Origin of the sequence: Streptomyces africanus, from assembly GCF_030816955.1 — a bacterium.
Classification (GTDB): domain Bacteria; phylum Actinomycetota; class Actinomycetes; order Streptomycetales; family Streptomycetaceae; genus Streptomyces; species Streptomyces africanus.
This window is the reverse complement of record NZ_JAUSYP010000001.1, coordinates 7,718,779-7,732,766: the sequence shown is the minus strand read 5'-3', so window position 1 is coordinate 7,732,766 and position 13,988 is coordinate 7,718,779. Positions and strand designations below refer to the sequence as shown.

The 13,988-nt window shown below is 71.9% G+C and carries 11 protein-coding genes; 1 reads left to right on the top strand and 10 read right to left on the bottom strand.

Features of this window, described 5'->3' with window-relative positions; all coding sequences use genetic code 11:
• Positions 1–22: 22 nt before the first annotated feature.
• From QF034_RS35460 to QF034_RS35430, 7 genes are all read right to left on the bottom strand, one after another.
• Positions 23–2,122, bottom strand: a complete 2,100-nt coding sequence (locus tag QF034_RS35460) for a sensor histidine kinase (protein WP_307178760.1) — start codon at positions 2,120–2,122, stop codon at positions 23–25.
• 525 nt (positions 2,123–2,647) lie between these two features.
• The gene (locus tag QF034_RS35455) at positions 2,648–4,651 is read right to left on the bottom strand and encodes an FAD-dependent oxidoreductase (RefSeq protein WP_307178759.1); all 2,004 of its coding nucleotides are present in this window, start codon (positions 4,649–4,651) and stop codon (positions 2,648–2,650) included.
• A 6-nt stretch (positions 4,652–4,657) separates the two neighbouring features.
• Positions 4,658–6,250: a class I tRNA ligase family protein gene (locus QF034_RS35450; RefSeq protein ID WP_307178758.1), complete on the bottom strand. Its 1,593-nt coding sequence runs from the start codon at positions 6,248–6,250 to the stop codon at positions 4,658–4,660.
• Positions 6,247–6,606 carry a cupin domain-containing protein gene (locus tag QF034_RS35445; protein ID WP_307178757.1) on the bottom strand — a complete coding sequence of 120 codons (360 nt, stop codon included), beginning with the start codon at positions 6,604–6,606 and terminating at the stop codon, positions 6,247–6,249. Before QF034_RS35445 ends, QF034_RS35450 begins: the two co-directional genes overlap by 4 nt.
• 57 nt (positions 6,607–6,663) lie before the next feature.
• Positions 6,664–8,016, bottom strand: coding sequence for a lysine N(6)-hydroxylase/L-ornithine N(5)-oxygenase family protein (locus QF034_RS35440; RefSeq protein ID WP_307178756.1), 1,353 nt, complete (start codon positions 8,014–8,016; stop codon positions 6,664–6,666).
• An 11-nt stretch (positions 8,017–8,027) separates the two neighbouring features.
• Positions 8,028–9,326, bottom strand: a complete 1,299-nt coding sequence (locus QF034_RS35435; protein WP_307178755.1) for an MFS transporter — start codon at positions 9,324–9,326, stop codon at positions 8,028–8,030.
• Between the two features lies 1 nt (position 9,327).
• Positions 9,328–10,116, bottom strand: coding sequence for a class I SAM-dependent methyltransferase (locus QF034_RS35430; RefSeq protein ID WP_307178754.1), 789 nt, complete (start codon positions 10,114–10,116; stop codon positions 9,328–9,330).
• Positions 10,117–10,366: 250 nt separating this feature from the next.
• Between QF034_RS35430 and ddaH the strand changes: the two genes are divergently transcribed.
• Positions 10,367–11,227, top strand: a complete 861-nt coding sequence (gene ddaH, locus QF034_RS35425; RefSeq protein ID WP_307178753.1) for a dimethylargininase — start codon at positions 10,367–10,369, stop codon at positions 11,225–11,227.
• On the opposite strand, the gene QF034_RS35420 is transcribed toward ddaH, so the two are convergent.
• Genes QF034_RS35420 through QF034_RS35410 form a run of 3 tightly spaced genes read right to left on the bottom strand, consistent with a single transcriptional unit; the run spans position 11,190 to position 13,919 of the window.
• Positions 11,190–12,251: a LysR substrate-binding domain-containing protein gene (locus tag QF034_RS35420; protein WP_307178752.1), complete on the bottom strand. Its 1,062-nt coding sequence runs from the start codon at positions 12,249–12,251 to the stop codon at positions 11,190–11,192. The genes ddaH and QF034_RS35420 overlap by 38 nt on opposite strands.
• Positions 12,248–13,144 (bottom strand): ABC transporter permease, encoded by an 897-nt coding sequence (locus QF034_RS35415; RefSeq protein ID WP_307178751.1) that lies wholly within the window; start codon positions 13,142–13,144, stop codon positions 12,248–12,250. The genes QF034_RS35420 and QF034_RS35415 overlap by 4 nt, the downstream gene beginning before the upstream one ends.
• Positions 13,131–13,919 (bottom strand): ABC transporter ATP-binding protein, encoded by a 789-nt coding sequence (locus QF034_RS35410; protein WP_307180057.1) that lies wholly within the window; start codon positions 13,917–13,919, stop codon positions 13,131–13,133. The genes QF034_RS35415 and QF034_RS35410 overlap by 14 nt, the downstream gene beginning before the upstream one ends.
• Positions 13,920–13,988 lie beyond the last annotated feature (69 nt).

Genomic DNA, 13,988 nt, shown 5'->3' with positions numbered 1-13,988 from the left:
GTGGAGGTGGAAACGGGGGTGGTCATCCGGCGGGTGCGCTCCCGTCGTGCCGGGTGGTGGTGTGGTCGGGGCGGGACGCGGTCGCACCGTCCCGGGCGCCGCGCGCCTCGGTTGTGCGGGCCGCGTCCACGGCGGGTCGGGACTCGGTGTGCACCGGCTCCATGGGGATCGGGTTCCGGGGAACCGGGTCCTGGTGGGTCACGTGTGCCGGCTCGGTGTGCGTCGGCGGGTCCATGGGGGTCGACGGCTCCATGTGCGTCGACGGGGCCTTGTCGCCCCACTCCATGGTCCCGGCCTCCATGTGCTGTTGGGCCTCGGCGAGGCCGATGCCCCGCTGGAAGGCCGCCATCAGGCCGGGATCGTGACCGACGAGGAGCTCGGGGTCCTGGCGCGGCGTGGGACCGTCGCGCAGCTGGGGGGCGATGTGTTCCTGGGCACGGCGGCGGGGCAGCTGGGGCTTGCCCATGGTGCCCCGCACCGTGCCGTTGCGCGGGGTGGGCGGTGTGGTCACGTTCTCGGCGAGGACGCGCCGGTCGTCGGGGCTGATCCCGGGCCTCGCCTCGGCCGGGTTGGGCCGCTCCCGATGGGTCCCGCGCACGGGCAGGGGCGCGGGCCGGCCGCTCTGCGGGCTTGTGCCCAAGGCCCGTTCGGCCTCCTGCTGGTGCGCCCGGGATGCGGTGCCCGCGGTCTGCGGAACCGACGGCAACGCCTGGGACGCGGCACCCGACCCGGAGGCGAGCCCGTAGACCGCCGAGGCCCCTGACACAGCCCCATCGGCCCCCTCGGCTCGGGAACCGTGCTGCCCGGCCTGTCCTTGCTGCCGGGTCTGCCGCAGCGGTACGGCCGGACGATCCGTACCGCCCGCCCCGCCCTCGGTCTGCCCGGTGCCCCCGGGCGCGCCCGCCTCCGCCCCCAGCAGCGCCTGCGGCACGACGAGCACCGCCTGCACTCCGCCGTAGATGTTGCTCTGGAGGCGGACGGTGATGCCGTGCCGCCGGGCCAGCTGCGAGACGACGAACAACCCGATGCGGCCGTCCGCGAGGAGCCGGGCGACGTTCACCTGGTCCGGGTCGGCGAGCAGGGCGTTCATCCGCGTCTGCTCCTCCAGGGGCATGCCCAGTCCGCGGTCCTCGACCTCGACGGCGAGCCCGGAGGTGACGAGGTTGGCGCGCAGCAGCACCTGGGTGTGCGGGGCGGAGAACACCGTGGCGTTCTCGACGAGTTCGGCCAGCAGGTGGATGACGTCGGCCACGGCGTGTCCGCGCAGGGTGCCGTCGATCGGCGGCACGAGCTTGACCCGCGAGTACTGCTCGACCTCGGCGATGGCGGAGCGCAGCACCTCGGTCATGCAGACCGGGTTGCTCCACTGACGGCGGGAGACGGCCCCGCCGAGCACGGCGAGGTTCTCGGCGTGGCGGCGGATGCGGGTGGCGAGGTGGTCGACGTGGAAGAGCCCCTTGAGCAGGTCGGGGTCCTCCATCTCGTTCTCCAGCTCGTCGAGGATGGAAATCTCGCGGTGCACGAGCGACTGCAGGCGCCGGGCGAGGTTGACGAACACCTCGAGCTTCTGCTCGCTGCCCGCCTGGCTGGAGAGCTGCGAGGCCTGGACGACGGCCGTGACGGCGCCGTCGTGCGCTCGGGTGAGGTCGGCGGCGAGGAGTTCGAAGTCGTCGGCGCCCTCGGCGGGGCCGCCACGCGGCTTGCTCTGCGGGCCGGGCTGCGGCGGCCCGTCGCCGCGGCGCAGCGCCTCGACCAGGGTGCGCAGGTCGGCCTCGCGCCGCGCGGTGGTGCGGCGCAGGACGGCGATGCGGTCGTTCACGGACCGGGCGGCCCGGTTGGCGGCCACCGCGGCGACGACGATGCCGACGAGGGTCACCGAGACCGCCCCGGCGAGCACGGCCCACAGCGTCGGCCCCGGCCGCGCCCCGGTGGACCGGACGGTGAAGAGGACGGCGGCACAGCCGCTGAGGGCGACGGCGATGGGCGGCAGCACGGCGAGACGCAGCAGCTGGGGCCGTATGTGGGTCTCGTGCAGCGCGGGTGCGGTGCGGGCGGCCGGCCGCCCGTGCCGCCCGCCCTCACGGCGGTCTGCGCGTGCGCCCGGGGGGCGGAGGTGAGACATCGGTGTCCTCGTACTGGTCCGTCGGTCCTGGGTGCCAGGGGGGCTTGCGGTGGTACGGCCGGGCTCACGTGGCCGCGTCAGCGCGCCCTGGGCCACCCGGCGGGACTCGCCCGCGTCGGTCGTGCGCGGGCAGCGGGGATCCCCTTCGCGTCGACTCCGCCGTCCGCCTTGCGCCTGCACGTGCCGGCCCCCGCTCCCTGATCCGCCCTGTTTCCCGACGGCCACTGACAGTAGTCACCAGCGCATCATGTGCGGTGGGCAGTTGACAAACTCATACGGTGAGCGTCCTGCTCTGGTATGAGGTCTCGTACGACAGACCGATAAGTCCTCGGCTCAAGGCTTCCGTGAAGAGTAAGAGTTCGATCTGACCTGGTCAGAAGTAGTCATGGGGAGACGGCGAGGGCCGGGGGCTTGTGCGCCCCCGGCCCTCGCCGTCTGCCTTTCACCCGCCGGTCGTCCGCCCGCGGTCAGCCCGCCGACAGCGTTTCAGCGTCCCCGGCACACCTGGTCGCCTCTCCCTGTTCGTCACTGACCGTGTCGGCCTGGGCCATGGCTCCCCGGGTCCGGTCGGCACCGGTCGCCAACCCGGTCACCGTCTCGGCCGCCGCCTCCCCCGCCCGCCGGAGCCGACTTGAAACCGGAGCCCGACCAGCCCGCCGCCACGACGGTGCGCGCAAGGCCGGGGACGGGTCCCAGCAGAGCCGCCGGACTGACGAACAGATCCCGGCCGCGCACGCCGGTGAGCGCCCTCGCCGCGGTCAGGAACGGCAGCCGCGGACCCACCCGTTCCCGGAGCAGGCCGATCTGAGCTGACGTCAGGGCGGTGTCGGCGGTGGGCGGCACGTTCCACTCCTCGACCGGAAATCCGGCCAGCACCGCGTCCAGGCCGTCGGGCCGTGCCCACATCCCGGTGGTCAGGTCGACCAGCACGGGGAAGGGTTCGCCCTCCGTGCCGGACGGCCGCTCGAAGATCGCGTACTGGATCCGTTTGGTGCGGGCGGTGTGCCCGGCCGGCCAGTGTTCACCGAGCAGTTCCGGTGTGCCGCAGCCCGCCGCCAGCACCACCGCCTCCGCGTGCAGCCGACCGTCCAGCACGACTCCGGACCCGGCGTCGCACGCCAGCGTCCGCACCGCGTGGCCGTCCACGATGTGCGCTCCGGCCCGGCGTGCCCGGTCCGTCATCGCGGCCAGCGCCACGGCCGCCACGGCGTACCCGCCGCCCGGCTCCCAGACCGCGCCCTCCAGGCCCTCGCCCTCGATCAGGGGCCAGCGGCGGGTGACGTCGTCGATGTCCAGGACCTCGGCGGCCAGGCCCGCGGCGACCAGTTCGGCCGCCCCTTCCGTCGCGGCGGTCCTGCCCCCGGGCCCGAACAGGACCAACGCGCCGGTCCTGCGGAAGCCATGAGCGGCCGCCCGCTCCTCGCTGCCCCACAGCAGCCGGAAGGATCTGATCGCCCGGGCCCGCTCGGCGGCGTCGGCCTCATAGGCTCGCACCAGTGCCCCGGACACCGTGCTGGCGGCGTCTCCTCCGCCGTCCAGCAACATCACCGACCGCCCCCGCTCGGCGACTTCGGCCGCCGTCGCCCGGCCGACCACGCCTCCGCCGACCACTGCCACGTCGAAGGGGCCCTGAGGTGGGGGCGGGACGGCGACGGGCAGCACCTCCCAGCCGGCGCGGGGTGAGCCCTTCACCGGCTCGCCCCGCGCGTCCAGCGCCCAGGCCAGTTCGCCCCGCACGGTCTCCGCCAGCCGCTCGGCACGGCGCTCCGGATGCTTGCCGAGAGCTCCGGCCAGCGCCGCGCAGGCCGCCACGACCCGTGCCGCGGGTCCGCCGGCCAGCCGCGCCACCCGCACGCCCTCGACGGCGGCCCCGGCGAGCTCGGCGAACTCGGGTATGTCGCAGTCGTCGGTCGCGACGACCCACTGCCCGGGAGCCGGCGTCGTCCGGTTCCGCAGCAGCGCGGCCGCCCCGTGGTGGACACCGCACAGCGCGACCGCCGTCGCCGGGGTCGCCGGCCACTGCGCGTGGACGCCCACCGACAGCTCCGGTTCGGCGGCCTCCCGCAGGAGTCCGGCCAGCCGCAGCCCGTAGCCGGTACCGTCGTGCACCACGTCCAGGTGCTCTTGCCCCTGCTCGCGGCAGGCCGCCACCACGGCCGCGGCCTGCCCGGCGTCGTCGGAGCACAACCTGAGCGCGAGGCCGTCGGACCCGTCGAGCAGGCCTGGCGCCGTGGCGAGCGGCAGCAGCACCGGCAGCCGGTGCTCCTGGTAGACCGGCAGAGCGCCGCGGGCACCGAGGCTGTTGAAGTGGCCGACGACCGCGGCGAACCCGCCGTCGGCGACGACCTCACGCGCCCTGACGTCGCCCTGCTCCGCGTCACCCTGGTCGTCGAAGAACCGCCACTCGACCGGGGCCCGGCGCACCGCGTCGACCGCGCTGCTCAGGAGCTCGCCCCAGGCGGCGCGCGGCCCGCTGAAGGGCCCCACCACCGCCACCCGGGGGCGTCGCGTCGCTTCCCGTGCGCTCATCGGCCGTCAGCTCCCGAAGAGCGGGCCGTCCGGCAGCGTGAGCACCGTACCCGCCGGGGGCGGGGTCAGTGCCGCCGCGTCCACGCGCCGCGCGGGCTCCCACCCCAGTGCCTCGCTGAGCCGGGCGGCGCCCACGGGGACGACCGGGGCCGCCCAGGCGGCCAGCGCCGATGCCACGGCGAGTTCGCCGCTGAGCGCCGCCCGGTACGCGGCGCGGCCCGCGGGGCGTTCCCGCTCGTGGCGGTGGACATGCCCGAAGTCGGCCCCGCAGGACACGGCTTCGTCGAGGAGGGCGACCGCGCGGCGGGTGTCGAAGCCCTCGACGGAGTACGCCTCGCGCAGCTCGCCGCAGAGGCGGGTGAGTCGCGCCTTGAGCAACTCCCAGCCGTCCCCCGCCGGTTGCTCGCCGGGGACGACGCCGCCCGTCTCCGCGCGCACGGCCTCGACCAGGCGGTTCAGCCAGCCGTTCCACGCGGTGTCCAGGTGCTCGCGAGACCGGGCGAGGTCGCCGCGGCTGAAGTTGGTCTGGCGGCCGTTGGGCCGGTCACGCAGCGCGTGGAAGCGCAGGGCGTCGGCGCCGCCCTCCTTCAGCGCCTCCAGCGCCCACACCGCGTGCCGGCGGCTCGTGGAGAACTTCTTTCCCTCCAGCCGGTAGAACTCGTTGACGACGAAGGCCCTGGCCAGCGGCATCTCCGGGTCCCAGGCCATGAAGAGCGCCGGGAAGAGGACGGCGTGGAAGTAGCCGTTGTCGAAGCCGAAGAACTGGACGGGTCCGGAGGTGGGCCGGGCGGAGTCGGGGTCGCACTGCAGGAGGTAGCCCGGAGCCATCTCGAACCAGACGAAGATCCGCTGGTCCTCGAAGCCGGGCAAGGTCACCGGGACGCCCCAGTCGGAGGGGTGACTGACCGCGATCTCCGGCATGCCGTCCCCGAGCATCCGCTCGCACAGCCCGCGCAGGTGCGGCGGCATGAGCGTGTCCCGCCAGAAACGGGCCAGGCGGTCGGCGAAGGGCGCGAGCGGCAGGTAGAGGCGGGTCTGGGGGCGCAGTTCGGCTGCCGCGCCGCACACGACGCAGTGCGGATCGACGAGGTCGCCGCAGTCGTTGGGCCGCCCGCACGGCTCGCAGGCGTTGCCGTTGGAGCCGCTGCCGCAGTGCGGGCAGCCACCGGAGACGTACGCCTCGTAGAGCCAGCGGTCACAGGGCACGCAGTACGGGAGCGGTCGGGTACGGGGCACCAGGACGCCGTTGTCGTACAGCTTCTGGAAGAACGCCTGGACGAACTCGGCGTATCCCTGGTCGCGGCGCGGCGCGATCAGCCGGTCGAAGCCGGCTCCGGCGAGCTGCCAGCCGCGGGTGATGCGCTCGCCGTTGAGGTCGGCGACCTCCTCGCCGGTGTGTCCGTCGAGTTCTCCGCGCACGGCGACGTAGCTCTGGTGGTCGTCGAGGCCACTGGTCATCAGGACGCGCTCGTCCTCGGCCAGGGTGAAGCGGCGCAGCACGTCGGCGGCGAGGTAGGGGCCCGCCAGGTGGCCCACGTGCAGTTCGCCGTTGGGCGTCGGCGGGGTCGCGGTGATCCAGGTCGGGGTCGGCGCGCTCATGCCTCGTCCCCGCTCTTCGGCTCGTGCAGGGGCCAGTAGAAGGAGACCCAGCTGAGGTCGGTGTCACCGGCGTTGTGCACGGTGTGGGCCTGGTTGCGGGGAATGACCAGCACCGTGCCGGCGCCGATGGGGGCGCTCTCCTCGCCGACGTCGACGGTGCCACGGCCGCCTAAGGTGATCATCACCTCGTCCTGGTCGTGGCAGTCGGGTGCGGATCTGTCTCCGGCGGGCAGGAAGCAGGCCATGGCGCCGAAGGGCGGCTCCTCGTCCTGTCCGGCCCAGGGCACCAGGCGCTGGCAGGCCATGCCGAACTCCTGGGCCGCGTTCTCTTCGTGGATACGGAACGTCCTGATCATGTGCCTCTCGCTCTCTCAGCACGCGCTTGTGGGGCGTCCATCGGTCCTGGCCGGCTGTCAGTGCGACGAAACCGGGGCCACGTCCTGCCGTGCGACGGCCGGGCCGGCCACGCGTCCGCGGTCGAGCACGGATCCGAGGATCTCGCCCGCGCGTACGGCGGCGTTGGACAGCAGTGAGGAGGTGATGCCGTGGGAGTGCTCGGTGGCGCCGCACAGGTACACGCCGGCGTGGACCTCTGCCGCGGTGGCGACCCGGTACTCGCGCTCGACGAGCAGCCTGCCCTCCGCGTCACGGCGCAGCAGGTCTCCGGCGGGGCCGAGCAGGTCCAGCGGGTCGGCGGCCCGGTAACCAGTGGCGCACACCAGCAGATCCGCCTCGACATCGGTGCTCCGGCCGGAGGCCAGATGATGGATCGTCAGCTTGACGGACTCGTCGGACTCCTGGACGTCGCGCAGCACCGAGACGTTGTGCAGGCTCAGGCGCTCGACGCCGACGATCTTGTCCTCGTAGATCCGGCGGTACATCTCCTCGATGAGGTCGACGTCCACGACCGAGTAGTTGGTGTTGGCGTGGTAGCCGAAGAGGGAGTCCTTCACCTGCGGCGGCGCGGCGTGGAAGTCGTCGACGGCCGAGGGGTCGAAGATCCTGTTGGCGAACGGGCTGTCGTCGGCCTGGCTGTATCCGAAACGGGAGAAGACGGCGTGCACGTCGGCGGCCGGGTAGGAGCGGTGCAGGTGGTCGGCGACCTCGGCCGCGCTCTGCCCGGCGCCCAGGACGACGAGCCGGCGGGGGGTGCGCCCCGACGCGTCCAGCCGCGCGAGGTCGTGGAGCGTGGTGGAGCTGTGCCGTATGTGCGCGGAGACCTCCAGCCCGCTGGGCATGCGGGGTACCAGGCCCGGGGCGAGGACCAGGTTGCGGGCCTTCCTGACGACCAGTTCGCCCTTGTCCGCGTCGCGGGCGATGACCTCGAAGTGGGTGACGACCCCCTCCTCGGCGACCGGCCGGGCGGAGACCATCTCGTGGCCGTAGCTGACCAGGTGGTCCAGCTGGCCCGCGCACCAGGAGAGGTAGTCGTGGAACTCGACCCGCGACGGATACAGGACCTTGTGGTTGATGAAGTCGACGAGCCGGTCCCGGGCGTGCAGGTAGGGCACGAAGCCGAACCGGCTGACCGGATTGCGCAGCGTCGCCAGGTCCTTGAGGAAGGCCACCTGCATGGTGGCGCCCTCGATGAGCATGCCGCCGTGCCAGTCGAACGCGGGTTTGCGTTCGAGGAACTCGGCTGTCAGCGGCGGTCCTTCGCCGGTCTCGTTGTGTTCGGTGACCGCGATGGCGAGTGCCAGGTTGGCCGGGCCGAACCCCACGCCCAGTACGTCGACGACGGGGCTGTCCGTCCGCGACGGATCCATGTGTTTCCCTTTCAGTCTTGTGCCGGCCCGACGAGTTCGGAGCCCCCCGCGTCGAGCGCGGCCCGCTCCCTGGCGCGCGCGACCAGGACGGTGCGGTACTTGAGGATGATCACGACCCCGAAGAGGGCGTACAGCACCGCGATACCCCAGCGCGAGACGACCGCTCCGAGGGTCATGCACAGGGAGGCGATGAGCAGGGCGAGGCGGACGTTGAGGTTGAAGACCGCCATGTACTTGGTGCGCGACCGCTCGGGAACCAGGTCGGCGAGCATGGTCTGCTGCACGGGCACGTTGAGCAGTTCGCCGACGGTGAGGACGAGCATGGACAGCAGCAGTACCCAGCCGTTGCCGGACACGGCCATCACCATGTAGCCGGCGGTGAACAGGATCACGCCGGCGTACAGCCGCGGTCCGTCGCTCATCCGGCGCAGCAGCCGGTGGACGACCAGGGCGAGCAGGACCACCAGCAGGGTGTTCTCGGCGCGCAGGATGCCGAGGATCTCCACTCCGTTGACGGTCGCGTCCCAGGAGCCGAAGCTGAACAGCCGCTGCTCCTCGAAGGTCTCGCTGACCCGTACGTTGATGTAGTAGTTGATCTGCACTTCGATGGCCATCCGCAGGGTGGCCGCGATCAGCAGCGCCGAGAAGAGCCGGTCGGCGAGGACCGCGCGGTAGCCGGACGCGAAGCTGCGGACGTAGGCGCGCGCCGACTCGGTCTTCTCCGACACCGCACCGGCCGGAGCCGTCTCACTGATCTTGAAGAACGTGACCAGGAGGACGGCGAGCGATCCGGCGGCGACGGCGACGAGCATCTGGGGGAAGTAATCCCCGTACAGGAAGCCGCCGATGAGCACGCCGCAGGCGAGGGCGAGGTTGATCGACCAGTAGTTGATCGTGTAGACGAACTGCCGTGACTCGGGGGTGCTGACGTCGACGATCATCGCGTCGTTCGCCGGCACCGCGAGGTTGGAGGCGAGACTCCCGGCGAGGAAACCGGCGTAGATGACGCCGGCGTTCTCCCACCGGGGCATCGCGGCGACCGCCATCGTCGCGTACGCGACGACGACACCCGCCTCGCCCGCCAGCAGCAGCGGACGGCGGCCGTGGATGTCGGCCAGGTAGCCACCGATCAGCGATCCCGACACCTCGCACACCGCGATGGCCAGGACCATCGCACCCGCCACCGCGACACCGAACCGCTCGGCCAGGAACACGGTCATCAGAGGCATGACCATGACGTGGAGGAAGCGCTGCACGGCTCCCACGACGATCCGCACGCGGAGGTTGGGGTGCAGAGACCGGAATTTCATGTCAGGAACGCACTCCGGTGTAGATGTCGTAGTACTCGCCCGCGACGGGCGTCTTGCGCACGTCGGTGAGGCCGCAGCCCTTGAGGATGTCGACGAGCTGGTCGTGGCGCAGGTAGCGGGACCGCCGCTGGAACTCCCACGTGGCACCGTCCAGCGTCAGACTGCTCGACCAGGTGCGGATCCCCGTGGACCGGTCGATCGAGATGGTCTCGGCGATGTCGACGGTGTGCTGCCCGATGAGCAGGGTGGGGTGGACGACCGACTGGTCCTCGCGCCGCTCCAGGTCCGCCGCACGCGTGATGTCGACGTAGAAGCGCCCGCCGGGACGCACGCAGGCCACCCACTGCCCGATGGCCTCGGCCATCGTGGCCTGGTCGGCCAGCCCTTCGTCGTCCCAGGCTCCGGCGTAGATGTAGTTGCCCCCGCCGCGGTTCATCACCACGTCGAAGCCCTCGGCGTACCGGCGCGGGAGGTCCTCCCACAGCACGCGCTCGGGCCGGACGTCGAGGCCCTCGATGCCGGCGTTGCGCCGGAAGTGCGTCAGCATCAGTTCGCTGCCGTCGGTACAGGTGATGTCGTAGCCGCGACGGATCAGCTCCAGGGCGGGAAAGCCGCTTCCGCAGGCGCAGTCGAGAATGCGAAGGCCCTCCGCAGGCCCCAGCCACTTGGCTATTCCGTCGGCCGTCTCCTCACGGTCGAACTCGAAGAGCATGCACAGTTCCCACAGGGTTCCGATATCCGGATCCCCGGCATCGAGGGCTGCCTCGATGCGCGCATCGGAAACCGACACGGCTTTACTGTTCGTCAGGGCTGATGCTTTTCCCACGCCCCGTCCCTCCGCTGTCATGTGAAATTTGACTATGACCTTCGCAGCACGTCGAGCGCCCTGTCAAGCGGCTTCTGAAAGCAGCTCAGGCCACCTGGTCGCGCTATAGAGCCGCGTTATGAGCTGATTAGGAGAAGGAATTGGACAGCCCCTGATGCGAGGCTGCACATTGCTCCATACCGGAAATTCGCCAGCACACCGGAGGAAGTCTTTGATGCGCGATGAGCACACGCGTGTGTTCCGCAAGCGGCGCTATCTCATGTGTCCGCCGACCCATTTCGACGTCACCTACTCGATCAATCCGTGGATGGACCTGAGCAAACCGGTCGACCAACGGCTGGCGGTCGCGCAGTGGGAGGAACTGCGCGATCTGTACGTCGCCCTCGGACACACCGTCGAGCTGATCGACCCCCTGCCCGGTCTGCCGGACATGGTGTTCGCCGCGAACGGGGCCACCGTCGTGGACGGACGGGTGCTGGCCGCCCGCTTCCGCAACGCGGAGCGCGCCGCCGAAGGGCCGGCCTACGCCGCGTGGTTCCGCGCCAAGGGCTTCCCCGAGGTGCGCGAGTCCGACCACGTGAACGAGGGTGAGGGCGACTACCTCGTCACCGGCCGCTGGCTGCTGGCCGGCAGCGGCTTCCGCTCGGACCCGGCGGGCCACCTGAAGGCCCAGGAGTTCTTCCAGCGCCCGGTCGTGAGCCTCACCCTGACCGATCCCCGCTACTACCACCTCGACACCGCTCTCGCCGTGCTCGACGACGACCAGATCATGTACAACCCCTCCGCGTTCTCGCCCGGCAGCCTCGCCGTGCTGCGCGACCTGTTCCCCGACGCGCTGATCGCCTCCGACGCCGACGCGGCGGTCTTCGGCCTCAACGCGGTCAGCGACGGATACAACGTGGTCCTGGCCCAGGCCGCGACCGGGCTGATCGAGCAGTTGCGCGCGCACGGTTTCCATCCCCTGGGCGTCGACCTGTCCGAGTTGCTGAAGGCCGGCGGCGGCGTCAAGTGCTGCACGCTGGAGATCCGCACGCCGCTCACCGCCGGGCCGCGGACGGCCGCAGTTCCCGCATAGCCCGGGTGCGCGGGATCCGGGAAACCGTCGCACCGTCCGCCGGCTGTCCGTGTCTCCCCTGCCCGGCGACGACGGCGTCCGCGGCCGGCGAAGGAGGCACCGCCGGTCCGACGGCACCGTGCACGAACGACACGAAGGTGAGCAGGGCGGCATGGGCGTTGTCCTTCCGCCAGGCCAGGGCCATCGGCACGGCGACCGGCACCGTGAAGGGCTTGAACACCACGCCCGGCACGGCCAGCAGCGCCGCCGACGGCTCGGTGACCAGCGTGATGCCCGCGCCCTGTGCCACGGCCGCCAGCATGTGGGCCTCGTCGGGTTCCAGGCGGCTGATCTCCGGCGCGGCACCCTGTCCGTACACCGCGCCGAGCATCGACTCCCACAGGCCGCTGCGCTCACGCGGGAAGAACACCAGCGGCTCGCCGACGAGGTCCGCCGGTGCGACGCCCGGCCGGTCCGCGAGAGGGTGGCCGACCGGGACGGCGACGAGCACCCGGTCGTAGGCGATGACGGAGCACTGGAGGTCGTCGCCGTCGATCGGCGGCCGTACGAAGCCGACGTCGATCGTGCGCATCCGGATCCTCTCGACGTTCGCGTGGGTGTGCCCGGTGGCGGTCTCGACCGTCATGTGGGGGTACTGCTCACGGAACCGGCGGGTCAGTTCGGTCGGCAGTCCGATGCCGCCCGAGCGGGAGAAGGAGAGGGTGAGCCGCCCGTTGTGCCGGCCTGCCAGAACACTGGCGAAGCGGTCGAACTCCTCGGCGTGGGCCAGCAGTTGGCGGGCCTTCGGCTCCAGCACCCGGCCCGCCGCCGTCAGGGCGACACTCTGCCGGTCGCGCTCGAACAGCGGCATGCCGAGCCGGCGCTCCAGCGCCTTGATGCCCTGGGAGAGCCCCGGCTGCGTCATGTGCAGGCGCACGGCGGCCCGGCCGAAGCTCAGCTCGTCGGCGACGGCGAGGAAGTAGCGCAGGGAGCGCAGGTCGCCGGCGGTGATGCCCTCGCCCTCGAAGACGGTCTGACCGTTCACGGCGCACGCTCCAGCAGCCCACGGGTACGCAGCACGTACCGCTCCAATGGTGCGAAGACGAGGAGGTCGACAGCGATGCCGACGCACAGGATCAGCAGGATCGTCGCGAGGACCAGAGGCATGTCCTGCGCCACGCGCCCGTTCTCCAGCATCTGGCCCAGTCCGTACCCCATCTCCGGGGATCCCGCGATGAGTTCGGCGGCCATCAGGGACCGCCAGGAGAACGCCCAGCCCTGTTTCAGCCCGGCGAGGTAACCGGGCAGCGCGGCGGGCAGCAGGACGTGACGCACCGCCCGCAGTCCCTGTGCGCCCAGCGTCCGCCCGGCGCGCAGGAACAGCGGCGGCACCTGGTCCAGCCCTGCCACCAGCCCGTTGGCGACGGACGGTACGGCACCGAGCAGCACGACCGCGTAGATGGCCGTGTCCGTCAGGCCGAACCAGATGACCGAGGCCGGGACCCAGGCCACCGAGGGCAGGGACTGCAGACCGGTCAGGATCGGCCCGATCGCGGTCCTGACGGGGCGCACACTCCACACGAACAGCCCGAGCGGCGTGCCGATCGCGACCGCCGCGAGGAAGCCGAGTGCTCCGTGGGAGACGCTCTGCCCGATCACGCCCAGCGTGGTGCCCAGGTACCACTGCTCCACCAGGGCGTCCCACACCGCGCGCGGGCCGGGCAGGACGTAGTCCGGCTTGACCCCCGACAGGTGGACCAGCTCCCAGACCGTCAAGATCAGCACGCAGGCCACCACGGGAGGCGCCACACGCCCCAGCAGCACCCTGCCCAGCCGGGCGCCGCCCGTGTGCTGTGTGCTCTGCAGAGCGTCCAGCCCGGTGCTCAGCCCGGCCAGGTCGGCCGCCTCCGGAGGCCGTCTGATGTCAGCTCCCGGCATGACGGCTGATTTCCTTGCGTAACTCTTCGGTGATTTCCTTCGACTTCTCGGCCACTGCCTCGTCCTCCAGACGCCTCGGGTACGTCAGGTCGATGCGCCACTGGCGGGCGATGCGGCCGGGCCGGGAGGCCAGCAACACCACCCGCCCGCCGAGCCGCACCGCCTCCCGGACGTTGTGGGTCACGAAGAGCACCGACAGGCTGCGGGCGCCGCCGGCGGGCTGGTTCCACTCGTGCCAGACCCGGATCAGCTCGTCGTGCAGCAGGTCGCGGGTGATCGCGTCCAGCGCCGCGAAGGGCTCGTCCATCAGCAGCACTTGGGACGCCTGCGCCAGGGCGCGGGCGAGCGCGACGCGCTGGCGCATGCCGCCGGACAGCTCGTGCACCCGTTTGCCGTACGCGCCGTTCAGCCGGACGAGCCCCAGCAGGCGTTCGGCCTCGGGTCGGCGCTCACGGCGGGGAACTCCTCTGAGTCTGAGGGCCAGTTCGATGTTCTTCCCGGCGGTCAGCCACGGGAACAGCGCATGTTCCTGGAACATCAGCGCGGGGCGCGGGCCCTCCGCCGAGACCGTCCCCGCGCTGGGCTCGTCGATCCCCGCCGCCAGGCCGAGCAGGGTTGACTTGCCGCAGCCGGAGGCGCCCAGGAGACACACGAACTCGCCGGGTGCGACGGCCAGGCTGATGTCGTCGAGCACGAGCTGATCGCCGCCGGGGTGGCCGAAGGACTTGGACACGCCCCGCAGTTCCAGCGCGGGCGGGACGGCGGAGGCCCGCACCGGGACCGCCTGCGGGGCCGGCGGCGCCTCGGCCGTCGCGAGGGACTCCGCCGTTCGCGGGCTGTCGTA

Excerpts from the sequence above, each read along its gene's own strand:
- QF034_RS35415 (WP_307178751.1), bottom strand. The coding sequence starts at position 13,144 with ATGCCGGGAGCTGACATCAGACGGCCTCCGGAGGCGGCCGACCTGGCC.
- QF034_RS35440 (WP_307178756.1), bottom strand. The coding sequence starts at position 8,016 with ATGGATCCGTCGCGGACGGACAGCCCCGTCGTCGACGTACTGGGCGTG.
- ddaH (WP_307178753.1), top strand. The coding sequence starts at position 10,367 with ATGCGCGATGAGCACACGCGTGTGTTCCGCAAGCGGCGCTATCTCATG.
- QF034_RS35435 (WP_307178755.1), bottom strand. The coding sequence starts at position 9,326 with ATGAAATTCCGGTCTCTGCACCCCAACCTCCGCGTGCGGATCGTCGTG.
- QF034_RS35455 (WP_307178759.1), bottom strand. The coding sequence starts at position 4,651 with ATGAGCGCACGGGAAGCGACGCGACGCCCCCGGGTGGCGGTGGTGGGG.
- QF034_RS35460 (WP_307178760.1), bottom strand. The coding sequence starts at position 2,122 with ATGTCTCACCTCCGCCCCCCGGGCGCACGCGCAGACCGCCGTGAGGGC.
- QF034_RS35445 (WP_307178757.1), bottom strand. The coding sequence starts at position 6,606 with ATGATCAGGACGTTCCGTATCCACGAAGAGAACGCGGCCCAGGAGTTC.
- QF034_RS35450 (WP_307178758.1), bottom strand. The coding sequence starts at position 6,250 with ATGAGCGCGCCGACCCCGACCTGGATCACCGCGACCCCGCCGACGCCC.